This window comes from Desulfoplanes sp. (assembly GCF_054921335.1).
On record NZ_JBUDSQ010000015.1, the window covers coordinates 15596 to 39354 of the forward strand.

The 23759-nt window shown below is 57.3% G+C and carries 22 protein-coding genes; 15 read left to right on the forward strand and 7 right to left on the reverse strand.

What is annotated here, in order from left to right:
* Positions 1-70 precede the first annotated feature (70 nt).
* The 4 genes from ACY692_RS05045 to glpA all read right to left on the reverse strand — a co-directional run bounded on the left by ACY692_RS05045 (position 71) and on the right by glpA (position 5546).
* Positions 71-874, reverse strand: coding sequence for a CoB--CoM heterodisulfide reductase iron-sulfur subunit B family protein (locus ACY692_RS05045; protein ID WP_462324255.1), 804 nt, complete (start codon positions 872-874; stop codon positions 71-73).
* Entirely contained in the window at positions 871-2550 is a 1680-nt protein-coding gene (locus ACY692_RS05050; RefSeq protein WP_462324256.1) for a 4Fe-4S dicluster domain-containing protein, read from the reverse strand. The genes ACY692_RS05045 and ACY692_RS05050 overlap by 4 nt, the downstream gene beginning before the upstream one ends.
* A gap of 3 nt (positions 2551-2553) precedes the next feature.
* Positions 2554-3846 (reverse strand): glycerol-3-phosphate dehydrogenase subunit GlpB, encoded by a 1293-nt coding sequence (gene glpB, locus ACY692_RS05055; RefSeq protein ID WP_462324257.1) that lies wholly within the window; start codon positions 3844-3846, stop codon positions 2554-2556.
* Positions 3847-3986: 140 nt separating this feature from the next.
* A complete protein-coding gene (glpA, locus tag ACY692_RS05060; RefSeq protein ID WP_462324258.1) occupies positions 3987-5546 on the reverse strand; it encodes an anaerobic glycerol-3-phosphate dehydrogenase subunit GlpA in 1560 nt (519 codons plus the stop codon).
* Positions 5547-6015: 469 nt separating this feature from the next.
* On the opposite strand from glpA, the gene ACY692_RS05065 reads away from it, so the two are divergent.
* The 8 genes from ACY692_RS05065 to ACY692_RS05100 all read left to right on the forward strand — a co-directional run bounded on the left by ACY692_RS05065 (position 6016) and on the right by ACY692_RS05100 (position 13865).
* Complete coding sequence (locus ACY692_RS05065; RefSeq protein WP_462324259.1) at positions 6016-7092, forward strand: ABC transporter ATP-binding protein; 1077 nt, start codon at positions 6016-6018, stop codon at positions 7090-7092.
* 18 nt (positions 7093-7110) lie between these two features.
* The gene (locus ACY692_RS05070) at positions 7111-8214 is read left to right on the forward strand and encodes an ABC transporter ATP-binding protein (RefSeq protein WP_462324260.1); all 1104 of its coding nucleotides are present in this window, start codon (positions 7111-7113) and stop codon (positions 8212-8214) included.
* The gene (locus ACY692_RS05075) at positions 8214-9086 is read left to right on the forward strand and encodes a carbohydrate ABC transporter permease (protein WP_462324261.1); all 873 of its coding nucleotides are present in this window, start codon (positions 8214-8216) and stop codon (positions 9084-9086) included. The genes ACY692_RS05070 and ACY692_RS05075 overlap by 1 nt, the downstream gene beginning before the upstream one ends.
* Positions 9083-9886 (forward strand): carbohydrate ABC transporter permease, encoded by an 804-nt coding sequence (locus tag ACY692_RS05080; RefSeq protein ID WP_462324262.1) that lies wholly within the window; start codon positions 9083-9085, stop codon positions 9884-9886. The genes ACY692_RS05075 and ACY692_RS05080 overlap by 4 nt, the downstream gene beginning before the upstream one ends.
* A 260-nt stretch (positions 9887-10146) precedes the next feature.
* Positions 10147-10425 carry a DUF2160 domain-containing protein gene (locus ACY692_RS05085; protein ID WP_462324263.1) on the forward strand — a complete coding sequence of 93 codons (279 nt, stop codon included), beginning with the start codon at positions 10147-10149 and terminating at the stop codon, positions 10423-10425.
* A 92-nt stretch (positions 10426-10517) separates the two neighbouring features.
* Positions 10518-12272, forward strand: a complete 1755-nt coding sequence (locus tag ACY692_RS05090) for an ABC transporter substrate-binding protein (RefSeq protein WP_462324264.1) — start codon at positions 10518-10520, stop codon at positions 12270-12272.
* A 9-nt stretch (positions 12273-12281) separates the two neighbouring features.
* Positions 12282-12866, forward strand: coding sequence for a hypothetical protein (locus ACY692_RS05095; protein WP_462324265.1), 585 nt, complete (start codon positions 12282-12284; stop codon positions 12864-12866).
* 81 nt (positions 12867-12947) lie between these two features.
* Positions 12948-13865, forward strand: a complete 918-nt coding sequence (locus ACY692_RS05100) for a hypothetical protein (RefSeq protein WP_462324266.1) — start codon at positions 12948-12950, stop codon at positions 13863-13865.
* A gap of 82 nt (positions 13866-13947) precedes the next feature.
* On the opposite strand, the gene ACY692_RS05105 is transcribed toward ACY692_RS05100, so the two are convergent.
* On the reverse strand, positions 13948-15693 hold the full coding sequence (locus ACY692_RS05105) for an aldehyde ferredoxin oxidoreductase N-terminal domain-containing protein (RefSeq protein ID WP_462324267.1): 1746 nt from the start codon (positions 15691-15693) through the stop codon (positions 13948-13950).
* Positions 15690-16175, reverse strand: a complete 486-nt coding sequence (locus tag ACY692_RS05110) for a 4Fe-4S dicluster domain-containing protein (RefSeq protein WP_462324268.1) — start codon at positions 16173-16175, stop codon at positions 15690-15692. The genes ACY692_RS05105 and ACY692_RS05110 overlap by 4 nt, the downstream gene beginning before the upstream one ends.
* A 327-nt stretch (positions 16176-16502) precedes the next feature.
* Between ACY692_RS05110 and ACY692_RS05115 the strand changes: the two genes are divergently transcribed.
* Entirely contained in the window at positions 16503-17000 is a 498-nt protein-coding gene (locus ACY692_RS05115; protein ID WP_462324269.1) for an Lrp/AsnC family transcriptional regulator, read from the forward strand.
* Between the two features lie 25 nt (positions 17001-17025).
* Positions 17026-20025, forward strand: coding sequence for a proline dehydrogenase family protein (locus ACY692_RS05120; RefSeq protein WP_462324270.1), 3000 nt, complete (start codon positions 17026-17028; stop codon positions 20023-20025).
* A 236-nt stretch (positions 20026-20261) separates the two neighbouring features.
* Here the strand turns inward: ACY692_RS05120 and ACY692_RS05125 are convergent, their stop codons facing one another.
* Positions 20262-20759: a hypothetical protein gene (locus ACY692_RS05125; RefSeq protein ID WP_462324271.1), complete on the reverse strand. Its 498-nt coding sequence runs from the start codon at positions 20757-20759 to the stop codon at positions 20262-20264.
* A gap of 207 nt (positions 20760-20966) precedes the next feature.
* Between ACY692_RS05125 and ACY692_RS05130 the strand changes: the two genes are divergently transcribed.
* The 5 genes from ACY692_RS05130 (at position 20967) to rpsR (ending at position 23755) form a co-directional block, all read left to right on the forward strand.
* Entirely contained in the window at positions 20967-21164 is a 198-nt protein-coding gene (locus ACY692_RS05130; protein ID WP_462324272.1) for a hypothetical protein, read from the forward strand.
* A 124-nt stretch (positions 21165-21288) separates the two neighbouring features.
* Entirely contained in the window at positions 21289-21627 is a 339-nt protein-coding gene (locus tag ACY692_RS05135) for a GGDEF domain-containing protein (protein ID WP_462324288.1), read from the forward strand.
* Between the two features lie 122 nt (positions 21628-21749).
* Positions 21750-22877, forward strand: coding sequence for an alanine racemase (alr, locus tag ACY692_RS05140; protein WP_462324273.1), 1128 nt, complete (start codon positions 21750-21752; stop codon positions 22875-22877).
* A 307-nt stretch (positions 22878-23184) separates the two neighbouring features.
* Positions 23185-23493 (forward strand): 30S ribosomal protein S6, encoded by a 309-nt coding sequence (gene rpsF, locus ACY692_RS05145; RefSeq protein ID WP_462324289.1) that lies wholly within the window; start codon positions 23185-23187, stop codon positions 23491-23493.
* Position 23494: 1 nt separating this feature from the next.
* On the forward strand, positions 23495-23755 hold the full coding sequence (gene rpsR, locus ACY692_RS05150) for a 30S ribosomal protein S18 (protein ID WP_462324274.1): 261 nt from the start codon (positions 23495-23497) through the stop codon (positions 23753-23755).
* The last annotated feature ends 4 nt before the right edge of the window (positions 23756-23759 follow it).

Here is a 23759-nt window from a genome sequence, read left to right on the forward strand (position 1 = left end):
GATGTTGTCGGGACGGGGACCGTAAATGCGCCCAAAGAGGGCGGACACACAGGTCTGCCCCTTGTACGGATTATTCCAATCCCAACGCCTTCTCCACCAACTCCGTGAACAAAACAGCATCCGGTGCCGTGTGCAAGGGATCGTCCTTGGGCAGTTTGGCCCGTTCCTGTTCAAACTGCATCTGGCAGTAGGTGCAGGCCGTGGCCATGACCTGGGCCCCCGAAGAACGTACGTCTTCGAGTTTTTTGCGCATAAGCGCCGTGGAAACCACATCGTCACGGCCTCGAAGAGGATAGCCGCAACATTCCAGCCGCAGGTCCCAGTCAACGGTGTGTGCCCCCAGGGAGTGGATGATCCGCTCGAAAATGGTCGGGGCAAAGGGATCGTCGAATCCGGTCACCGTGCTCGGGCGCAGGGCGTGGCAGCCGTAGTGGCAGGCAACGGTCAGGTCCGTCAACGGGGCTACCGTTTTTTGGCGGAGGGTATCAGCTCCCACATCCTCGTCCAGAACGGTGAGCAGATGCTTTACCTCAATGTTGTCTGCCGGTTGCAGTCCTTCCTCGTCCAATTTTTCCGCCACGATATCGTGCAGTCTACGGTCCCTTGCGAGCCGTTCCCGGGCATGTTTGAGATTGCCGAAACAGCACTTGCACGGGGTCAGAATATGCAGGCCCTCGCGTTCGGCCAGGGCCAGGTTGCGCGCGGCCGAGTACATGGACGCCTCGAAGCTGCGGTGTCGCAGGGGCCATCCGCAGCAGGAGAATTCCATCTCGGTGAGACCGATATCAAGGAGGGTACATACATTTTTTACCGATTGCCCGTATTCGGGAAGATAATAGGGGATCTTGCATCCCGGGAAATAGGCGTAGTTCATGATTGGTCCTCGGTGTGGGGAGGTTGGAAACGCCGGTGTCTGAGCCGGGCCGAGGCGATGTTGCGCAGCTCATATAGGATGTCGGCCACCGGAATATTTTGCGGGCAGTGTTCCTGGCATTTGTAGCAGGTGGTGCAGCTCCAGACCATGCGCGCGGCCAGGGTTTCTTCCTTGAGGCCCATGCGCAGCAGATTCATGATCTGCTGGGGCGTCAGGTCCAGATCCCTGGTGGGGTTCTCGCTCACCGCGACCACCGGGCAGACGCTGGTGCAGGTGGTGCACTGGATGCAGGCCCAGAAGGAGGCGCGTTTGTCGGCCAGTCCCTCGCCACCCGGTGTGTTGGTGATTTCTGCCTCCTGCGAACTGAAGGCCTTGGCCCATGTTGCCGGTGGGAATTTTCGGATGTCCGTATTGGCCCCCCCCCGCCCGGCACGGTGCAGGCTCTTTGTAGACTCGATCCACAACCGTTGCAGATCGATGCCTGCCGGGCAGATGTCCGTGCACCGCATGCACCTTGTACAGATACGGCTGCCTTCCACCAATGCCTCCATGGTGTGGTGATCAAGGGATTTGCCTCTGGCCAGTTTGCGCAGAGAAAGAAGTTTTTCCGAAGGCAGGATGTCGGCATTGCCGAGCATGGCAAAGGCTGGTTGCACGCTGCAGTGGAGACTGCATTCGCCGCAGCGGGTGCAGGCGTCCAGCCCCAGGCCGGTTGCGATGTTTTCCGGACAGGGCCCGTCTTTGGGGGCGGAGCTGTCCCGTCGTCCCTCTCGCGCGGCAAGGTTGGCCGGGGTGGCCAGAATATGGAAAAATTTGCCAAACGGGAGCAGGGCCAGGCCCGCAAGACAGAGCAGGACATGGATGTACCAGAATATCCGGTCCGCCCTGATCCTATTCAGATAATCGGCCACAGGAGCCATGGCCCGGGCCAGAGGATAGGACACAAAGGCGGAACCCATGGGAGAGTGGCAGAAGGCGCAGCTGTCTCCGTGTATTTCCCGGCCCGTTTCGAGGAGTGCTTGATCTGCATCGACCGGTTCCGGGACCACCAGGCCGAATTTTCTGACCCACAGGGTGGTGAGAGCGAGGTGTTCTTCCTCGTCCAGCCCCGCGTATTCCTCGACCATCCGTTCGAACACGGCCGGGGAGATGATCTTGCCCGTTTCCAGAAAAAAGCCCGATAGGCAGATGGCCCCGACAAGGGCCAGAAGTGTCCAGTCCTGGAATCGGGAGAGGGATCGCAGGTTTTTGTCCCGGAATCGCCGCCACAGACCGAGCACGACGCCTACAAGGACCATCAGACCAAAAAGATTGCGCAGCCATTGCCAGGGGTTCAGGGTGGGCTGGTAGTCGTCGAAGAGCGTAATGCTGATCTGGTCGTCCAGTGCGTGGAACAGGAACAGGCCGATGAATCCGTAGAAGATGAGCATGTGCATGGCCCAACGCATTCTGCCCGTTCCGGCTGTCCGTTCCAAAAGCAGAACATCCAGGATCAGAGCCGACCCCTTTCTGAACCATGCGTTGACCGACTTGACCTGACGTACCTGCTTGGGAATTCCGGCCAATCGTTGCCAGGGGGAAAGGGTGGATGGAAAAAACCAGCCACGTACACGCCAGACCGTGCCGGTCAGACAGATGATGCCTGCAATGAGCAGACCCGTGTTCAGCAGATCCATGGGTTATCCTTGTGCCTTGTGGTGCTCGCAGATATGGGCCACCGCCTGGAAGGCCGTGGCCAGGGCCAGACCGGCTCCGCATTTCATGCGCATCCAGTCGTGATGGGCCAGGATTGCTCCTGCCGCAAAAAGACGCGGGTGGATGGGAACGGTCGCGCCGTCAACCGGGCGCATGGCCGCGTCCGCCTCCAGGCCGCATCGGTTGATGGGATGGCCCCGGGGGTGGAAAAAAGTTTGCTTGTGCCAGGTGGTTCTTGGGCCCGGCTGGGTGACCGGGAGACCGAACACGGTTTCCCGGATGGTTGTGCGGTCGGCCCCCAATCCCTTGCCGAGAAACCGTCCCGTGGCCAACAGGGCAAACCGGGCCTTGACTGTCAATTCCGGCCGCGTTGATCCCATCTGAAAGACAAAGGGGGCGCTACTCTCCCCCGGCATGGAGGCGTCCAGAACCATCTTCTGGGAAAAGGTCCGGACCCCCTTGCCGGGCAGTCCCCGATCAAAGGCCTGGCGCAACCGGGTTCCGGCGATGGACGGGGGCAGAGTGGGGATTTCAAAGATCGTTTTTCCGGTGAGAGCTTGCAGGTGTTCGAGAATGCGCATGGGCTCGGCAATGCCGAGGATGGCAGGAAAGCCGATGTAGGCCGTGTCATGGCCCAGGGCAAGGACCCGTTTGGCCAGGTGCTCGCGCACGGTAGCATCGCGCATCATCCAGGCCAGGTGCTCGGGGTAGAGCTCTCCACCGCATCCGGGAAAGTCGATGGTTGCGCTACGCAGTCCCGGCCAGTTCGTCCCTTGGTTTTCGACCATCTGTTTGCCGCTGAATCCCTTGAGTCCGTCGAAATCAACGATCAATGTTGACGCCTTATCCTGCAATGCCCGGACTCCCTGCCAGGCCGATACCGGCACCTTCAGAGTCGGTTTGACCGTCCCCAGGGGGGTGAGGATCTGGGCGTTGGTTCCATCATATCCCGTGTACGGCAATCCCTGTGCGGCCAGAAAATCGCAGAATCCGTCAATGGCCTGTTCGGTCTGTTCCCTGCTCACCAATGCATAGGGGTGGTCGGGAATGTCCCGGACCACTGCCTCGCGCGCCCCCCATGGGTCGTTCCAATATCTGCCCTGTTCCACGGGGTGCACCCCCATGAGGTCGATGAGTCCGGTGCTGAAATCGATCCCTCCGGTGGACCCGCACAGGGCCACGCTCAATCCCCTGTCGGCCGCGAACAGGGCCGCGCCCATGCCGGCAAATCCCGAGCCCATGACCATGATGTCGTATGTCTGTTTGTGATCGGTCATCATTTTTCCGTAATTTTTCAGGTCGATATAACGCCATTTTCGTAGGGCCTGCCCCTACGGAGATTTTTTGGTGAAGGGGGATGGTTGCCTACCCGTTTGTAATTTTAAACTCTCTCAACTCTCTAAAATTTACCTCTTTTCTATCTGTTTCCCTGGAGTTCAAGATCGAGCATCCCACAATACAATGCCTCCTGGAGCTCTGCCTGCATCAGGGGGCGGTCCCAGAGGATGGGGGCAAATCCCTGCCAGCGGCGTTCGATAAAGTTGGCAAGTTCTTTGATGCCCTGATCGCCCGTGACATGGCCCTGGTCATAGAGGTGGCCGGTAATACGCAGACCGCAGAATCCGCCCTGGCAGGGACCCTTGCCTACCCGGCTTCTGAGGCCGATGGCCGTGAGCATGGATCTGCCGCGCATGTGGTCCATGTTTTCGATGATCTGATCGACCCCTTTGCGGGAGACCATCTCGCATTCGCACAGGATGAGATCGTCGTCCGCCTTGTCCCTGATCCACGATCTGGGAGCAAACCCGGGTTCGGTCCAATGGCCCTTGGTAGACGATGGGAGTGGGGTGGTCCGGGTTGTACAGGGAGTATCGATCCCAAGTTTGGCGCAGACCATGTCGGCCGTTTTTTCGGCCATGAGCCGGTAGGTGGTGAGCTTGCCCCCGGTGATGGATATGAAATTATCCACGTTGTCCTTTTGGTGGTCGATGAGGGAGAACCCGCGACTCACGCTGCGGCCGTCCGCTGCGTCTCCCGTGAGGACCAGGGGGCGCACGCCCGCATAGGCCCTGATATATCGGGTGGTTTCAAGGACCGGGATCATGGCCGTGGCGTTGTCGATCATCCGGTCGGCCTCCTCGATGGTCGGTCGGCATCTTTCGGGATCGTCGATGCGCACCGACGTGGTTCCGAGCACGGAAACCGTACCTCCGGGAACCAGAATGTCCGCATCCGAGGCCTTGCGCAGACGGTTGATGACCCGTCCGGCGAGCCGGTCCTGGGTCACCAGAAGACTGCCCATGGAATAGAGGATATGGATTTCGGCCCCGGCCATGGCCGCGATGGTCCCGGCCCAGGCCCCGGCCGCATTGACCACGGATTCGGCCTGAATGTGGAATTCTTCCCCCGTTGTTTCGTTGGTCAGCCGAACACGGGTGATGGTCTTGTTCGCGATGTCGAATCCCGTGACCCGTGCGTTGCGCACCACCTTGCAGCCCAGGGACTGTGCATGGGCCAGATTGTCCAGGGAGAGCATGAACGGGTCGATGGCACCGTCCTCCACTCCAAAGGCGCCGATGACATCCTCTGACAGACAGGGTTCCAGCTCCCGGGCGTGGTCCGGTGAGATTTCGGTAAAGGGAATGTCGCTCTTGCGGCACATGTCCGGAAAATCGGCCACATAATTCTCGTCATCCCCGGCAACGGCCACAAAGAGCCCGCCTGTTTTTTCGATGCATTGGGGGGCGATTTTCCGGAGGATTTCTCCCTCTTCGCGGCATTCCATGGCCGCTTCGCTGTCCCCGGCCACATACCGGGCTCCACTGTGCAGCAGGCCGTGGTTTCCGCCCGATGCTCCTGCATTGATGTCCCGCTTTTCCACCAGCAGGCAGGAAACGCCCCGCAGGCTCAGGTCTCTGGCCAGGCCGGTTCCCGTGGCCCCGCCGCCGATGATCAGTACTTGGGTTTGGATGGGCATGTGTGAGTCGGGTTGGGTTAAGGGTTAAGGGTCAAGGGGTAAGGGGTAAGGGGGGGGGATGGAAGTGGTCAGTGGTGTGTGGAATATACGCGTCATCCCGGCGCAGGCCGGGATCTTGGACGTCAGAGAGGTGGGCACAATGTCAAAGCGACGCCACCGCCATGGAGATCCCGGACCAAGTCCGGGATGACGTTTTCGTCTCCGTTCTCCCGTCTCCCTGCCTCCCTTCTCCTTTCGCTAATCACTAATCACTATTTCGTAACAAAACATCCCGGATTTGTGGAGAAATTTTTTTTGCCATTTCCGATGATATGGTCGGGCAACCCATACCAGACAAGGTTTTTCATTGGGGAAAGACATTCCGATAAATTGCATTATCTCATTGCCTTATCGTCCCAACTCTGATAAGGCAAAGCGCACGTCAAACACGACAAACACGACCCGAAGATCGGCTAACAGCGAGGTATGCATGGGGCTTGAACTGGCCAATATTGACAAAATTGTGGCAGGGGAGATGCATCTCAAGGACATCGACCTCACTTTGGAATCAGGCTCCAGGTATGTGATCCTGGGGCGGACACTGGCCGGTAAGACTTCCCTGTTGCGGATCATGGCCGGTCTGGACAAACCCACCTCGGGCGAGGTGCTCATGGACGGCGGGGACGTCACCGGGGTTTCGGTGCGCAAGCGCGACGTGGGCATGGTCTATCAGCAATTCATCAACTATCCCTCCCTGAATATCTACAAGAACATCGCCTCCCCCCTGAAAAACACAAAAATGAGCAAGGCAGAGATCGACCAGCGGGTCCGGTCTATCGCCGGGATGCTCCATCTGACGGAGCTTCTGGACCGTCTCCCCGAGGAACTCAGCGGGGGGCAGCAGCAGCGCACGGCCATTGCCCGGGCCCTGGCCAAGGACACCCGGCTTTTGCTTATGGATGAACCCCTGGTGAACCTGGACTACAAGTTGCGCGAGGAGTTGCGGGACGAACTTTTGCGTATCTTTGCCGAGCGCGAATCCATTGTCGTGTACACGACCACCGAGCCCTCCGAGGCCCTCATGCTCGGGGGGAATATCATTGTCATGCACGAGGGACGTGTTCTGCAGGTCGGTCCCACTTCGGAGATCTATCGCCATCCCGCCACAATGAAGGTGGCCGAAGTGTTCAGCGATCCCCCCATCAATTTCGTCCGGGCCGAGGTGAACGGGACCACGGCGCACCTGCGTATCAATATCGATTTTCCCCTCACCGGGCATCTCAAGGGACTTAAACCCGGCATCTACCAGTTCGGCATCCGGCCGCACCATTTCAGCCTGCACCCCTATTCCGAACGGGACGTTGAGATCTGCTCCCGCGTGGAGCTGAGTGAGATCAACGGTTCGGAGACCTTTCTCCATTTCCATTATCGCAACCGCTCCCTGGTCATGCAGGAACAGGGGGTCCACTCCCGGGGGGTGGGCGACGGGGTGTGCGTGTATGTCCGTCCCCAATATTTCTATGTCTTTGACGAACAGGGGAACCTGGTGGTTTCCCCGGAAAACTAGAGGTCTTCAGAGGATTTCATGGCCCAGATCAAGCTCGATTCCATTGCTCACAGTTACCGGAACAACCCGGCCGGACCCGAGGATTATGCCATCAAGGAGGTCAATACCGTCTGGGAGGACGGCGGGGCTTACGCCCTGCTCGGTGCCTCGGGGTGCGGCAAGACGACCATGCTCAATCTCATCTCCGGGCTGCTCACGCCGAGCCAGGGACGGATTCTGTATGACGACAGGGATGTGACCGCTCTTCCCCCTGAAAAACGTAACATCGCCCAGGTCTTCCAGTTTCCGGTCCTTTACGACACCATGACCGTGTTCGATAACCTTGCCTTCCCCCTGAAAAACAGGGGCAAGGACCCGACCTTTATCAAGGAACGGGTCCATGAGATCGCCGAAGCCCTGGATCTGACCCCTTTTTTGGACAAGCGGGCCAGCGGGCTGGCTGCGGACGCCAAACAGAAAATATCCCTGGGCCGCGGGCTGGTGCGCGACGATGTGGCCGCCATCCTGTTCGACGAACCCCTCACGGTCATTGATCCCCATCTCAAATGGCAGCTCCGGCGCAAACTCAAAGAGATCCACAAACAGTTCGGCCTGACCCTCATCTACGTGACCCACGACCAGACCGAGGCCATGACCTTTGCCGAAAAGATCGTCATCATGTACGAAGGGCGGCTGGTCCAGATCGGCACGCCTGAAGAGCTTTTCGAGCATCCTGCCCATACCTTTGTCGGCTATTTTATCGGCAGCCCCGGTATGAATTTTTTGGACTGCACGGTTGAAGGGGGCAGGGCCGTGTTTTCGGCCGGTTCTCTGGCCCTTCCCGAACCCGTGGCGAAAAAGGCGGGGGGGATGGGCGGAAAATTTCAGATTGGTATCCGACCGCTGTATCTCGATCTTGCGGCCGAACCCTGCGACAACGGGATATCGGCCCGGGTCGTGAGCGTTGAAGACGAGGGGAGCAGTAGGATCGTTACCCTGAAGGTGGGCAAGAATACCCTCAAGTCCCGACGGATCGAAGGGACCTATGTCCCGGCAACGGGGACGGACTGCTGGATCTGCTTTTCTCCTGAAAAGACCAAGCTCTTTTGTGACGACAAACTCATGGACGTGGAGGTGGGCTGATGAACAAGTGGGAAAGCAACAAGGCCTGGTTCCTGATCCTGCCGGTCTTTGCCGTCGTGGCCTTCAGCGCGATCATTCCGCTCATGACCGTGGTCAATTATTCGGTCCAGGATATCTTTGGACCCGGCCAGGCCTATTTCGTGGGCACGGAATGGTACCGGGATATGCTCCATAACAGCAGGCTGCACGAGGCGCTGCTGCGGCAGATCATCTTTTCTTTCACCGTGCTGAGCATCGAGTTGGCTTTGGGCATCGGCATCTCGCTCACCATGCCCAAAAAAGGCTGGGGTGCATCCTTTTGTCTGGTCGTCCTGGCCCTGCCCCTGCTCATTCCCTGGAATGTTGTGGGGACCACCTGGGTGGTCTTTGCCCGCCCTGACATCGGACTTGCCGGGGTATTCTTGAATTGGCTGGGCATCGATTACAATTTCACGGCCAACTCACTCGACAGCTGGCTCACCGTGGTGGTCATGGAGGTCTGGCATTGGACGCCGTTGGTCATTCTGCTCTGTTACGCCGGGCTGCAGGCCATTCCCGAGGCCTATTACCAGGCCGCACGCATCGACGGGGCCTCCAAGTGGTCCGTGTTCCGCTATATCCAGCTTCCCAAGCTCAAAGGGGTCCTGCTCATCGCCGTGCTTCTGCGGTTCATGGACAGTTTCATGATCTACACCGAACCCTTTGTGCTCACCGGCGGCGGCCCGGGCAACTGCACAACCTTTCTCAGCCAGTATCTGACCAAGATGGCCCTGGGCCAGTTTGACATCGGACCGGCGGCGGCCTTTTCCCTGATGTACTTCTTGATCATCCTGCTGTTCTGTTTTGTGTTCTACACGGCCATGATGAATATCGGCAAAGGAGACGGACAATGAGAATCAATGTGAAACTCGTGGCCCTGGTGACCTATCTCGTCTTCCTGGCCCTTCCCCTGTACTGGCTTCTAAACATGTCCTTCAAGACCACGGACGAGATTCTCGGGGGGTTCAACCTCATCCCCGACCATTTTACCCTGGCCAACTACGCCATGATCTTCACGGATCCGTCCTGGTACATGGGGTATGTCAATTCCATCAAATATGTGGTCATGAACACGGCCATCTCCCTTGCCGTGGCCCTGCCCGCTGCCTACGGGTTCTCCAGATACGCGTTCGTCGGGGACAAGCACATGTTTTTCTGGCTTCTGACCAATAGAATGTCTCCCCCGGCCGTGTTTCTGCTCCCGTTTTTCCAGTTTTATCAGACGGTGGGGTTGTTTGACACCCATATCGCCGTGGCCCTGGCACATTGTCTGTTCAACGTACCCCTGGCCGTGTGGATTCTGGAAGGGTTCATGTCCGGGGTACCCAAGGAGATCGATGAGACCGCGTTCATTGATGGATATGGGTTTGGCCGGTTTTTCATCACCATTTTCATCCCCCTGATCAAGGCGGGGATCGGTGTGACCGCGTTCTTCTGCTTCATGTTCAGCTGGGTGGAACTGCTTCTTGCAAGGACCTTGACCACGGTGAACGCCAAGCCCATCGCCGCCATCATGACCCGGACCATCAGCGCCTCGGGCATGGACTGGGGCGGGCTGGCAGCGGCTGCCGTGCTGACGCTCATTCCGGGGACCATCGTTATCTGGTTTGTGAGGAACTACATGGCCAAGGGGTTTGCCATGGGGCGCGTGTAGTAGTTGGGCCAAAACGCACCCACCTGCGGCGTTGCTGCGGGATTTTGAAATCCTCATGTATTGGTATACACTGCGGTTTCAAAATCCCTTGCGCCTTGCACCTGGGCACGTTTTGACCCAACTTCGCGTTGTGCTGTGTCGGTGGAATGACATAGAGACAAAGCATGCCTTGTCTCTAGCCTTCGGTGACCAAATTAATGACCCGTTGCTGTTGACCTGATTGACGGTGAGTTGAATGAATTGATGTGAGGATAGTGACCATGAATATGCAATGGATGGCCTGGACGCCGGTTACGGCATGGTTTTTTGTTTTTATCGGGGTGATGCTTCTTACCATGGGGGTGTGGCAGGCGTTGTGCCCAACGGTGCCGCGCAAGGGGTTTTTGCCCATGGTGACCACCCGGGGGGATCGGCTCTTCATCGGGCTTTTGGGGAGCGCGTATATCCATCTGGCCTGGATCGGGCTTGTGACCGCTCCTCTGTATTGTGCCACGCTCATTTCCGCGTGTTTTCTCGTGTTTATCATCTGGAAGGGATAGGTTCTCTGTCCGGATAGGCGAGATTGGACGGACGTATATACTGTCTGGTGTTGACGTAGCGTAGGAACACTTTTCACCAAATGGAGGAGAGCATGAAGTCAAACCTGTCGAAGTTGTTGTATCCCTTGGCGATTACCCTGACCTGCATCGCCCTTGTGGGCATGGCCGGTTCCGGGTTTGCCGCTGACGGTCAGTACGAGACTGCGGCCAAAAAATGGGTGGACCAGGAATTCCAGCCGTCCAGCCTGTCAAAGGCCGAGCAGATGAAAGAGATGGATTGGTTCATCAAAGCGTCCAAACCCTTTCGGGGGATGGACATCAAGGTCGTCTCGGAAACCATCACCACCCATGAGTATGAGGCCAAGACGTTGGCCAAGGCCTTTGCCGAGATCACCGGGATCAAAGTCACCCATGACCTGATCGGCGAAGGTGATGTCATTGAAAAGATCCAGACGCAGATGCAGTCGGGCAAGAACATCTATGACGGGTACATCAACGACTCCGACCTGATCGGGACCCACATGCGTTATGGTTTCGTGCTCCCCCTGTCCGATTTCATGGTCGGCGATGGCAAAGACGTCACCCTGCCCACCCTGGATCTTGATGACTTCATCGGCAAATCCTTCACTACCGGCCCTGACGGCAAGCTGTATCAGCTTCCCGATCAGCAGTTCGCCAATCTGTACTGGTTCAGGTACGACTGGTTCCAGCGTCCCGATCTGAAAAAGAAGTTCAAGAAAATTTACGGATACGAGCTCGGTGTGCCGGTCAACTGGTCCGCCTATGAGGACATCGCGGAATTTTTCACCGACAAGGTCAAGACCATTGATGGCGTACGCGTCTATGGCCATATGGACTACGGCAAGAAGAGTCCCGATCTTGGCTGGCGGTTCACCGATGCCTGGCTGTCCATGGCCGGTGCCGGCGACAAGGGGCTGCCCAACGGCAAGCCCGTTGACGAATGGGGTATGCGTGTGGACGGGTGTCGTCCCGTGGGTACCAGTGTTGAGCGCGGTGGCGCGGCCAACGGGCCTGCCGCTGTCTATTCTCTCACCAAGTATATGGAATGGCTCCAGAAATACGCTCCGCCCGAGGCTCTGGGTATGACCTTCTACGAATCCGGCCCGGTTCCCTCCCAGGGGAACGTGGCCCAGCAGATGTTCTGGTACACCGCATTCACCGCAGATATGGTCAAACCCGGTACCCCCGTTGTGGACGGAAAGGGGCTGCCCAAATGGCGCATGGCTCCCTCGCCCCATGGTCCTTACTGGGAAGAAGGCATGAAGCTCGGTTACCAGGACTGCGGTTCCTGGACCTTCCTCAAGTCCACCCCCGAAGCCCGTATGAAGGCCGCATGGCTGTACGCTCAGTTCTGCGTAGCCAAGACCACCTCCCTGAAGAAGACCCTGGTCGGTCTGACCCCCATCCGGGAATCCGACCTGATGACCAATGCCATGACCGAAGTCGCCCCCAAGCTGGGTGGCCTGGTTGAATTCTACCGCAGTCCGGCTCGTGTCGCCTGGACCCCCACGGGAACCAATATTCCGGATTATCCCAAGCTGGCACAGCTCTGGTGGCAGAACATCGGGGAAACCCTGTCCGGCGAGGTCACCCCCCAGGAGGCCATGGACAACCTGGCCAAGAATATGGACAAGGTGCTCATGCGTCTGGAACGTGCCGATGTCCAGGGCGCCTGCGGTCCCAAGCTCAATCCCAAAAAGAGCGCCGACTACTGGCTGAGCCAGCCCGGCGCCCCCAAGGCCAAGATGGCCAACGAAAAGCCCCAGGGCGAGACCGTGAGTTACGACAAGCTGGTCCAGGCCTGGCGTGAGGGTAGGGTTAGATAGTGCATTGATTTGATATACTGGAAAAGGGGAGACGTTGCAGAACGTCTCCCCTTTTGGATTGCGGACGGGCTCATCGCGTATCTGAATCAGCGGATCGGGGCGACCCAAGCTGCGGCTCAGAAGGCGGGTACGGAAAAGACGGCGTCTTCCCCGGCAACACCGGCCAAGCTCAACTATACGCAGAAACGTGATTTCACCGATCTGCAGCGCTACACCGCCGGAATCCGCAAGAACATGGATATTGCCGTAAAAGCGGCCGAGCGCATGGACAAGGGGGAGATCGAGCAGGAAACCCGTTCACTCTGGGCGAAGAAGTGCCCGGGCGAACCCATCCTGACTTTCCGTTTCTGCGACAAGGACTGGCAACACAAGAAAGGCGTTGACGGCTGGTGGAGCGCAGGAACCTTCCATGCCGAAAAATACGATCGTTCCACCCTGGATTACTACGTCATCGTGGACAACAAGGACGGCAAGACCGCAACCCAGTGGATATGCTCCAAGATCAAGGATAACCTGGCCAACACCTCGCGCATTGTTCTCAAGAACAGCAAGTACGCCAAACAGGTGATGCTCAAGGACAAACTGGGTCGGTAGCAAGAAAATTGTGTCTAAGTGTTTCGACGGGAAGTGGTGCGGCCTCCGAATTGCTTCCTGTGATTTTAACCCAAGATAAGCATGAAAAAACCAGTCGACGCGATCATAAATGTGCTGGGCAAGCCCTATCAAACTGGCTTGAGCATACTATCGTTACTCAAGTATTCCCATAAGCACATCAATATTATCTATGTGATCTTTGAAGAAAAAAACAAAACATACCAGATTGATACGGTTAAAAAAATCCTTGAGCCGCTTGCAAACAAGGTCGTCTACTACACACCCAAGGCATGGTTTTGGGTCCATGCCGTCAATCCTGAAAAATTTTTCGATGAGGAATCTCGCCTCGGGTTGCGCTATCAATACGGGATGGAGCATTCGGACGCCGACTATGTGTACATCATGCATAATGACGTGGTTCATCATGCAGATGTGGTGGGAGCATATCTCGCAAGCATCGGCGATCATATGGCAGTCGGCAGGATAGGCATGTGTCACAATTGTCCCGCACGTTGGGCGGGGCTGTGCGATGGGACCCGCTACCAAAAATATCGACCGGATCTTGATGAGTTACGTGCCCTTTACCTCGATGCCGATCCGCAAGGTGGGTGGAAGGGATTTCTGTATCACCTCAAGGATTTTTGTGAGGAATACCGAACCAATCCCTGGCCCCTTCCCTGTTGTAGAGTAAACGAATACTCCTGCCTCGTTAATCTGAAAACGTACAAGCAAGCGACAATACCTTATGGAACGGCATACCCGTTCGGAGCATATGGAACCTGCGGCGATTATCTTCTGGACATAGGGTGCCGCTGGTTCCACGATATTCATCTCATGGGATACACCTGTAAACATCTTGGATTGGGGAAGGAACAATTATATCATATCGTGGGGCATGGGGCCATGTTCAATCAGGGACTATACGTGAAAAACGAGACCTTTGCCTTTTCAGCGTTGCGCAGGGATTATCACCTGCGTCTTGGAAAACCCTCCGTTTGATCATCCTTCCTCTCGTCGACTCTCCCTTTCTTTGCCCTTCACTATCTTTTCTGTATGGAATGTTTGTCGGTTGCTATGCCCTTCATTCCCGAGGCAGAAATGCCTCGATGGATCGTCCATACGCCCTGACAAGCTCGTCCATATATGCCCAGTCCACCGGCCCCCGGGCGGTCACGACCTCCTGGAACCGCTTGGGGATGGTCACCTTGTCCGGCTTGAATCCCGTCTTGCACCTGAGTTCCCAGCGTTTGGCCTGGATGGCCGCTTTTTTTTCTTCCAGGTTCTCGGCCATCTCTTCCAGACCCAGGGCGGTCATGGCCTTGATAAGTCGTTTAGTGGTGTACACCTTGCGGGCGAACAGGCAGGCCACCATGGAGCAGAGCAGGATGCGCTCGCGCTCTTCCTGGAGCAGGAATTCCAGGGCCGTGGACACATCCTTGGTACCGTTTTTCTGGTCAAAGGCGTAGGCGCCGGTGTCCAGGTGGGAATGTCTGAACCCCAGGGCCTGGCCGGCAAAGAAGTTCTCGCCGGTGGCGTAGCCGGCCATCTCCTGGCCGAGTACGCAGGCAAAGTCCTTGCCCCCGTACTCCGTAGCAGCTTTCATGGTGCCCTGAGCCAGTGTTCGGTAAAATGCATTGGGCGGGGTTCCCAGAAATTCCAGTCCCTGTCTGTAGGGGGCGAGCTCGCCAAAGGCCAGCGGTACCATGGTCTCCGCCGTCGTAATGGTCGATTTTTCCAGGGCTTCGGTGGCCCAGGCCAGGGCGACCCCCGCGCTCATCACATCCAGCCCGGCGCGTTCCACGTCCTCGAGCAGGGTCAGGACCTCCGGGGCCTTTGCTATCCCGAGCATGGACCCGACGGCGAAGATGGGTTCGTAGTCGTAGGCCACCTGCCGGTACAGGAATTCGTTTTCCGGTCCGAATTTTTCCCGCAAAAGACCCACATGGATGCAACCCACCGGGCATCCGGCGCACGCTGTCTGCCTGAGAAGAAGATCCCTGGCAAAGGTCTCTCCGGAAATCCCGTCGATGTTTTCGCTGTCAGATGTCTGGGCGAGGTTGCGCCAGGGCAGCGAGCCTGAACGGTCCAGTTTCTTCAAGTTTTCGGCCGTGCCCAGGTCATGGTATTTCTGCATCAGTTCCGAGGCCGTGGCCGCATGGAAAATCTCCTTGTACACCTTGGGATATTCCTTGAAGGGACCCAGGTCGAATCCCCTGTTGCCGGAAACGATGATCGCCTTGAGGTTTTTGGCACCCATGATCCCGCCGGCACCCAGACGTCCGAAATGGCGATAGCTGTCCACGTTGATGGCCGCAAAGGCGCATCCGTTCTCGCCCGCCGGACCGATGCGGAGGATGGATCTATGCCCCGAGTGTTCCCGGTACATGGTCCTGAGCAGTTTGCCCGTCTTGAAGATGTCCATGCCTTCCATGAAATGGACGTCCTTTACCCCGACTTTTCTATTCCCCACTTGCAGACAGGACAGCCTGTGGGCCCGTCCGGTGACCACCAGGGCCTCGTATCCGGCAAAGCGCAGGGCCAGGGCCAGTCGTCCCCCCGCGTGGGTCTCGGCGTACTGGTTATGGTATGGGGACTTGAATCCCAGAACGCATTTGCTCATCAATGGATAGAACCCGGTCAGAGGGCCGATGGCGAAAACCAGAGGCTGGTCCGGATGGTCCGCAGGTCCGTCCAGCAGCCCGAAGCGTTCGAAGAGCAGGGCGGCCAGGCCCGAGCCCCCGAGCCAAGTGTGGCGTCCCGGAATGTTCATAACTCTGGATCTGCCGTTGGAGAGGTCCACGTGAAGGACATTGAACAGGTCTGTCATGATTCTTCCTCCTTGTGGGGAGACTCCAGCCCGGTGCCGGGTTTTTCCTCCGTTACCTTCCCGCCCTTGACGCTGTCCCTACCCACGTCAACCATTTCCAGGCAGTCGTGCGGGCAGAAATCAACGCACCGTCCGCAGTGGATGCACATGACGGGTAGGCCGGTTTCCCGGTCCATGAGGATGGCGTCGACCGGGCACGCGGGAGCGCATTCCCCACACCCGATGCACCGTTTTTTCTTGAATACCACGCCCCCGCCCTGACGCTGGGTCAGGGCTCCGGTGGGGCAGACAGCGGCGCAGGGTGCCGGGTCGCACCCCAGACAGACCTGGGCGGAAAACCCCGTGCTCAATCCTCCGGCAGAATGGATGCGTATGCCCGCCCGTTCCCATGAAAGGGATTTATGCACCAGCCTGGAACAGGCCAGGGAGCACGAATAGCAGCCGATGCAGCGCTCCATGCGCAGGGCTCGTAGTAGTTTCATGGTCTACTCCTCGATAATACTACCATTTTTACGTTGTTCTGATTCTTTTTTGGAAAGTCAGATCCGCAAGGTAGAAGCGGCTTCCAACCGCTTTTCTTTGACCGGAATTTAGTGAAAATGGTATAATATGGAAATGTTCCGGCCGGGATGTTCCCTGGCCGGGCATGCCCTCTCATAGGTGATTTAGAAGATGGTGGCAACGGAAGGTCGTGTGCAAAAGGGTGTTTCTACGTCTCAGTGTCCGGTTCCGGAGAAGAATTTTTGACGGATATTCTTGACCTGATATGTATATTTGAACTATATGCTCAAAAAAAAGGATTATAGAGAATGATCGATAGCCTTGACGCTGAAATACTAAATATTCTTCAAAAAGACGGCAGGGTGTCCAACGCGGACATGGCCCGGGAATTGGGCATGGCTCCGTCCGCCATTCTGGAACGCAAGAAAAAGCTGGAAAAGGCGGGGATCATCAAAGGCTATGAGGTGCGTCTCGATGCCAAGTCCCTGGGACTTCCCCTGACCGTGTTCATCCAGGTCAAGACCGAGGAAAAGGTGGGCAAGACCACAGTGGGACATAGGCTGGCCGAGCTTCCCAATATCCAGACCGTGCATTTTATTGCCGGAGAATATTCGTACATGCTCCAGGCCCGTCTGAAGGATACGGACGATCTGGTGGACCTGCTCAAATCCATAGGCGAGACCCCCGAAGTGAGCGATACCCGGACCATACTGGTCCTGGATTCCATCAAGGAATCCCTCGGGCTGCCCATGGAAAAGCTGCAGACGCGCAGGCCGAGTCATAAACGCAAAAAAATGGGGCACTAAACCAAAACATGGAGGACAGACACGCATGGCCGACGATCACATGAATCAGCATATTGCCGCACGCGGCAAGGAATTTTTCGCCAGCATCAGCGGTGAGGCCCCGTCCATCTTCAACAAGGGGTGGTGGACCGGAAAGGTCATGGACTGGGCCATGCAGAACGAGAATTTCAAGGTCCAACTCTTTCGCTTCGTGGATGTCCTTCCCTACCTGAACACGGGTGACTCCCTGAACCGGCACATCCAGGAATACTTTGCGGCCGACAACCAGGACATTCCCGCGGTCATGAAATGGGGGGCCAAAGGGGCCACGGGCATCGGGGGCAAGCTGGCCTCCAAGGTCATGTCCAAGACCATCCGTGCGAACATCGAGGGCATGGCCAAACAATTCATCATCGGGGAAAACACCAAGCAGGCTTTGAAAACCCTGGCCAGGCTGCGCAAGGACAATTTCGCCTTTACCATCGATATTCTGGGCGAGGCATCGGTGAACGAGGCCGAGGCCGAGCAGTACATGCAGTCCTATCTGGATTTGCTCGAGGGACTGACTTCCTCGTACAAAAAGTGGAACAATCTCGACAGCACCGGGGAACTCGACTGGGGGCACGCGCCCAGGATCAATATTTCGGTCAAACCCTCCTGTCTTTTCTCCCAGGCCCATCCTTCGGATTTCGAGGGCTCGGTCACAGGGATCTGCGAGCGGGTCATTCCCATTTTTCGCAAGGTCCGGGAGATGGGCGGCCATCTGTGCATCGACATGGAACAGTATGCCTTCAAGGACATTACCCTCGAGTGCTACCGTAGAATCCGGTCCTCGGAAGAGTTCAGGGAGTACCCCCACCTCACCGTGGTCCTGCAGAGCTATCTGAAAGATACGGACAGCGACCTGAGCGCCATGCTCGAATGGGCCCGCAACGAGGGCCTTCCCATCTCCATCCGTCTGGTCAAGGGGGCCTACTGGGATTATGAAACGGTCATTGCCAAGCAGAACGGCTGGGACATCCCGGTGTATGTGAACAAGCCCGAGAGCGATATTGCCTTCGAGCGGCAGGCGGCCACGATTCTTGAAAACCACGATATCTGCCATTTTGCCTGTGGTTCGCACAATATCCGCACTGTCTCCGCAGTCATGGAGACGGCCACAAAGCTCGGCGTGCCCGAAGAGCGGTATGAATTCCAGATCCTCTACGGCATGGCCGAACCCGTGCGCAAGGGGCTGCTCAATGTGGCCAAGCGGGTCCGGCTGTATGCCCCGTACGGCGATCTTCTGCCGGGCATGGCCTATCTGGTGCGGCGGCTTCTGGAGAATACGGCCAACGAATCCTTCCTGCGTCAGAGTTTTGCCGAAGAGGCCGAGATCGAGCGCCTTTTGGAAGATCCGGCCATGAGCCTGGAGCGGGAACTCAAGAACAAGCCTGCCAAAAAACAGGGCAGACAATCGGTCATCGAGAACGAACCCTTTGCCGATTTCACCAAAAAGAGCGTCAGGGACGGGTTCCCCGAGGCCATCGCAAAGGTCCGTGCCGAGTGCGGGCAGGTCTGCCCCCTGTTCATCGGCGGTCGGGAGGTGTTTACTGACGACCGGATGGATTCGGTCAACCCGGCCGATCCTTTGGAAATCATCGGTCAGGTTTGCCAGGCGGGCCAGGCTGAGATCGACATGGCCATGGGGGCAGCGGCCACGGCCATGGCAGGTTGGCGGGATACCTCGCCCAAAAAGCGGGCGGAACTCCTGCTGCGGGCCGCGGACATCGCCCGGAAGAATATTTTCGAGCTTTCTGCCTGGCAGGTTCTCGAGGTGGGCAAGCAATGGGATCAGGCCTATGCCGATGTGGGAGAAGGCATCGATTTTATGGAATACTATGCCAAGGAGATGCTCCGGCTCGGTCCACCCAGAAGGATGGGCAACGCCCCCGGCGAGGTGAACGACTATTTCTACCAGGGCAAGGGCATCGCCGCGGTCATCGGGCCATGGAATTTTCCCTTTGCCATCAGCGCGGGCATGACCACGGCCGCACTGGTCGCGGGGAACTGTGTTCTGTACAAGCCTGCCGGACCTTCCTCCATGATCGGCAGCACCCTGGCCCGGGTTCTGCGCGAGGCCGGTGTGCCTGACGGTGTGTTCAATTTTGTGCCCGGCCGCAGCAGCGTGATGGGGGACTACCTGGTCGAGCAGCCCACCCTGTCCATGGTCGCGTTTACCGGGTCCAAGCCTGTTGGTCTTCGGATCATCGAGAAGGCGGCCAAGGTCCAGGAAGGGCAGAAGCAGATCAAGAAGGTCGTGGCCGAACTCGGTGGCAAGAACGCCATCATCGTGGACGACGACGCCGACCTTGACGAGGCCGTCCGTGCTATCATCTATTCCGCCTTTGCCTACCAGGGGCAGAAATGTTCGGCCTGTTCCCGGGTCATCGTGCTCGAGCCCATCTATGAAAAGTTTGTCAGAAGGCTCAAGGAGGCTGCCCTGTCCCTGGCCATCGGTTCTGCCGAAGATCCGGCCAACTACATGGGACCCGTTGTCAGCGAGGAGGCCCTGGAAAAAATCAAGAAGTGCATCGGGATCGCCAAGCAGGAAGGCGAGGTCCTGGTCTGCCGCGACGACATCGATGTCCCCGGCTACTACGCCCCCCTGACCATTGTCGAAAACATCCGTCCCGAGCACACCACCGCCCGGGAAGAGATCTTCGGGCCGGTCCTGGCCGTGATGAAGGTCAGGGATTTCGACCAGGCCATCGGATGGGCCAATGCCACGGACTACGCCTTGACCGGGGCGGTGTTCACCAGGAGCCCCAAAAATCTGGAAAAGGCGCGCAAGGAATTCAGGGTCGGCAACCTGTACCTGAACAAGGGGTCCACCGGGGCCATTGTCGAACGCCAGTCCTTTGGCGGCTTCAATATGTCCGGCATCGGTTCCAAGACCGGCGGTCCCGACTACCTGGTCCAGTTCATGGACCCGAGGGTGGTCACGGAAAACACCATGCGCCGCGGTTTCACCCCCATCGAAGAAGGGGATGACTGGGTGGTGTAGTCATACTGGCAGATGACAGATACGTGAAACGGCGGCATCATGAGGTGATGCCGCCGTTTTTTTTGAGTCGAAACAGGTTGATGCATGCCCGTTCAAGCCATCAGATTCGCCAAGTCAGCAGCATCCCCAAACCGCAATATGCATCGGTCATTACCCAAAAACAGGGGTTCCACATAGCTGCCTGGCAGTGAAACGTCTCTGCCTCGTGTATCGGCAAACCGGCCGTTATCGATTTGTCATTTGTTGTCGTCAGAGAGGGCGGGACGGCCCCGATAGTTGTCCCAGTGTTCCACGTGCCCGCTGATGTAGACCTGCCCCTGCAGGGGAAAGTGCGTGTGGATGAACACCCATTCCTTGTCCACGCCGGTTCGCTTTTTCAGAGAGTCGGCAATGGCGGTCATCAGTTGGGAAACCTGATCGTCCGTGAAAAAACCGGGCACGTAGAGATCCACGAACATGGGTTTGTCGGTTGCGGGTTTGCCCATGCAATGGATGGCGTCGAAGGTCTGCCAGTAGTAGGTGATGAAACGTTCCTCAATGCCTGTGGAAGCGGTGACGTCCCTGCTGACTCCGGCGAGCACGGCCGGGACGTCCAGATCACTTTTGGCGTAGGTGATCCTGACCATGGGGTCGGCCGGATCGATTCCGCCATCAGCCATGGCCGTACCGTTAAGACATGCGCACAGCAGAAAAACGATTGTCGTCAGTCTGACTGTATCAGGAAAAAGGCTCATACCGGCCCTCCGGGTTGGGTATAGAGAACGTTTGATCTGACTCTGATTCTTTGGCTTCCCATATGATGTGGGCAACATGTTTGACAAGGAAAAATACGTTTTTGTTCGAGATGCGCAACTAAAGGGTATGTTCCGCATGGGGATGAAAGGACAGGCAGGGCATGTTCGGGTTGGGAGGTGGAATGGGATTTATTGAAATTGCAGGCCATGGAGTATACAAACCGGACCAGACTGCATGATGCGGTGCAGGACGGGGATCTCGTCCTGCACCGCATCGAAAAGCTGGCAGCAGGAGACGCTATGCGTATGTTCGAGGAACACTATAAGGATACCTGTTTGTCCCTGTTTCGGAATGATCGAGCAGGGAGAATGGGAACCGGGTACGCAAAGCCGGGCAACCGATGAAGGATCCCAAGGATTATGCCCTGGCCTTCAAACGGTATAGAATGCAGAATAGTCTCATTCTGCTTGTGGCCCGGGGGCGTCAAGGATATTATGTCCGTCTCACCCTTCAGTAGATATCCTGAGGATACTTGCCGCCACTTCGAAAAACGTGCTCCGAGGGGTGGACATTCTTGGACGCATCGGCGGCGAGGAGTTTGTCGTTGGGCTGCCTGAAACACGGCTTGACCAGGCTTTGCTTGTAGCCGAAAAGCTCCGGGCCGCTGTGGAGCAGGCACACGTCCGGCTCGATGACGGCCGTGTGGTGCATTCCACGGTCAGTCTCGGCGTTGCCGGACTCGACATATGTGTCGAGGTCGATGACCTGCTCAAACATGCCGATGTGGCGCTGTATTCGGCAAAGGAGAACGGACGCAACCGGGGTGAAAATATCCCCCTGGTGAAGTCTGAGCGTGTTGGGTTTTAGCCACGCACTGTCGGATACGATTGGGCTTTCTTGCATCCCGATCTCTGTGGTCATACGTGGGCTTTTGCCTTGCCCGGGCCTGATGGTCCTATTTAACAAAAACAACCAAACGGATTCGCCTTATGACTATCTGGTACAACCATGTCCGGGCCAGGATCGATCTGAAGATTTTGGAGAACAATTTTCGCCTCATCGCTGCCAAGGCGCCGGGCCCCATTCCTGTGGTCAAATCCGATGCCTATGGGCACGGTATCGGTCCGGTGGCTTCGCTCTTGGCCCGTTGCGGGGCCGAGACCATGGCCATCGGAACCGTGGGCGAGGGCGCGGCCCTGCGGCTGGTTCCCTTTGCAGGGAAGATCCTTTCTTTGCTTGGCCCCTTGCTTCCGGAGGAATATCCCATGATGTGGGAGTACGATATCATGCCCTTTGTCTGCCGTGAGGAGCAACTGCGCCTGATCGAAGAGGAGGGCAAGAGGCAGGGAAGAGTTCTCGATGTGGCTCTGGCCCTGGATACGGGCATGGGAAGGATAGGTTTTGCTCCTGGTGGGATCGGGAAGGTCCGTTCCTGGCTGGAAAAGGCGGAGTTCGTCCGGCTGCACATGGTCTGTTCCCACTTGGCCACTGCTGACGAGCCCAAGAGCCGGGATTTTGTGCTCCATCAGGGGGACGTGTTCACCGGAATGTGTGATGACCTGGCCGGAGGCGGCCTTGCCTTCAAGAGGTGCTTGGCCAATTCGGCAGCCATCCAGGCCTATCCCGAACTCGCCTTTGACGCCCAGCGACCCGGCATCACCCTGTACGGGAGCAATCCCTTTGCCGGGACCGAGTGGGAGGCCAAGGCCGAAGGGCTCAGGCCCGCCATGGACGTGACCACCAGGATCATTGCCGTCCATGATCTGGCCAAGGGCGCCCCCATCAGCTACGGTCGGACCTTTTACGCCCCCCACGACATGCGCGTGGCCATTGTCGGGGCGGGCTATGCGGACAACTACTCCCGCGGCCTGTCCAACAGGGCGGAAATGGTCGTCCACGGCCAGCGAGTACCCATTGTCGGAAGGGTATGTATGCAGATGACTGCCGTGGATATTTCCCATGTTCCGTCGGCTGTGCCCGGCGATACGGTCCATCTTCTTGGCGGCCAGGGGGACAACCCCGTCACCCCCGAGGATTTGGCCGGCTGGTGGGGGACCATTGCCTACGAGGTTTTTTGTCTGCTGGGGCAGAATGAGAGGGAATATACCGCGGGATAAAAGAAAGGGAGACGGGAGGTAGAAGAGGCTTGTCAACAAGGTCAATGGGGGCAACAGGGTCACCCGGCTGTCGCTGTGATGGGGCTGCTGACCCTGTTGACCCCATTGCCCCTATTGAACATGTTGACGCCTGGGATTCCGGATGTTGTCCCGGGGGTTGCCACCTAAAACCTAAAACCAGTTATAATCCCATTGACATCCCCCTCCAAAAAAAATAAAAACCCCTCTTTCCTTGCTCTTCCCGCTCCCATCCGTTTTTGGGCGCGCACAGGAAGGGCCAATAGACCGCAAGGAGGTTTATTCGATGTTGCAAAAGTATGAAACCCTGTTGCTGATGAGCCCTGAAATGGGTTCCGAGGCACGGCAGGAACTCCTGGATAACGTGTCCGGGATTATCGAACGCGACGCGGGCAAGGTCCTGGTCGTGGACGATTGGGGGATCCGTGAGTTGGCCTATCCCGTCCAGAAGGTCATGCGCGGCTACTACACCCGGCTGGAGTATGCCCTGCCCGGTGGAGCCGTCACCGAACTGGAACGGAATATCCGCATTGCCGACGGTATTTTCAAGTTTCTGACCGTCAAGCTTGCCGACACCTACGAGCCGGAGGGAGAATAACATGGCCTACAAACGTCGTTTTACACCCCGGAGAAAATTCTGCCGTTTTTGCGAGAACAAGGAACTTCCCCTGGATTACAAACATCCCGAGATCCTTAAGGATTTTATCACCGACCGTGGAAAGATCATTGCCCGGCGTATTACCGGCACATGTGCGAAGCATCAGCGGACATTGACCCGCGAGATCAAGAAGTCCCGTCAAATGGCCTTGTTGTATTATACTGCTACGCATAGTTCCGATGTCAAGAAACGGACTATTTAGGAGA

Coding starts and splice junctions, on each gene's coding strand:
- ACY692_RS05045 (WP_462324255.1), bottom strand. CDS start 874: ATGAACTACGCCTATTTCCCGGGATGCAAGATCCCCTATTATCTTCCC.
- ACY692_RS05050 (WP_462324256.1), bottom strand. CDS start 2,550: ATGGATCTGCTGAACACGGGTCTGCTCATTGCAGGCATCATCTGTCTG.
- glpB (WP_462324257.1), bottom strand. CDS start 3,846: ATGACCGATCACAAACAGACATACGACATCATGGTCATGGGCTCGGGA.
- glpA (WP_462324258.1), bottom strand. CDS start 5,546: ATGCCCATCCAAACCCAAGTACTGATCATCGGCGGCGGGGCCACGGGA.
- ACY692_RS05065 (WP_462324259.1), top strand. CDS start 6,016: ATGGGGCTTGAACTGGCCAATATTGACAAAATTGTGGCAGGGGAGATG.
- ACY692_RS05070 (WP_462324260.1), top strand. CDS start 7,111: ATGGCCCAGATCAAGCTCGATTCCATTGCTCACAGTTACCGGAACAAC.
- ACY692_RS05075 (WP_462324261.1), top strand. CDS start 8,214: ATGAACAAGTGGGAAAGCAACAAGGCCTGGTTCCTGATCCTGCCGGTC.
- ACY692_RS05080 (WP_462324262.1), top strand. CDS start 9,083: ATGAGAATCAATGTGAAACTCGTGGCCCTGGTGACCTATCTCGTCTTC.
- ACY692_RS05085 (WP_462324263.1), top strand. CDS start 10,147: ATGAATATGCAATGGATGGCCTGGACGCCGGTTACGGCATGGTTTTTT.
- ACY692_RS05090 (WP_462324264.1), top strand. CDS start 10,518: ATGAAGTCAAACCTGTCGAAGTTGTTGTATCCCTTGGCGATTACCCTG.
- ACY692_RS05100 (WP_462324266.1), top strand. CDS start 12,948: ATGAAAAAACCAGTCGACGCGATCATAAATGTGCTGGGCAAGCCCTAT.
- ACY692_RS05105 (WP_462324267.1), bottom strand. CDS start 15,693: ATGACAGACCTGTTCAATGTCCTTCACGTGGACCTCTCCAACGGCAGA.
- ACY692_RS05110 (WP_462324268.1), bottom strand. CDS start 16,175: ATGAAACTACTACGAGCCCTGCGCATGGAGCGCTGCATCGGCTGCTAT.
- ACY692_RS05115 (WP_462324269.1), top strand. CDS start 16,503: ATGATCGATAGCCTTGACGCTGAAATACTAAATATTCTTCAAAAAGAC.
- ACY692_RS05120 (WP_462324270.1), top strand. CDS start 17,026: ATGGCCGACGATCACATGAATCAGCATATTGCCGCACGCGGCAAGGAA.
- ACY692_RS05125 (WP_462324271.1), bottom strand. CDS start 20,759: ATGAGCCTTTTTCCTGATACAGTCAGACTGACGACAATCGTTTTTCTG.
- ACY692_RS05130 (WP_462324272.1), top strand. CDS start 20,967: ATGGAGTATACAAACCGGACCAGACTGCATGATGCGGTGCAGGACGGG.
- alr (WP_462324273.1), top strand. CDS start 21,750: ATGACTATCTGGTACAACCATGTCCGGGCCAGGATCGATCTGAAGATT.
- rpsR (WP_462324274.1), top strand. CDS start 23,495: ATGGCCTACAAACGTCGTTTTACACCCCGGAGAAAATTCTGCCGTTTT.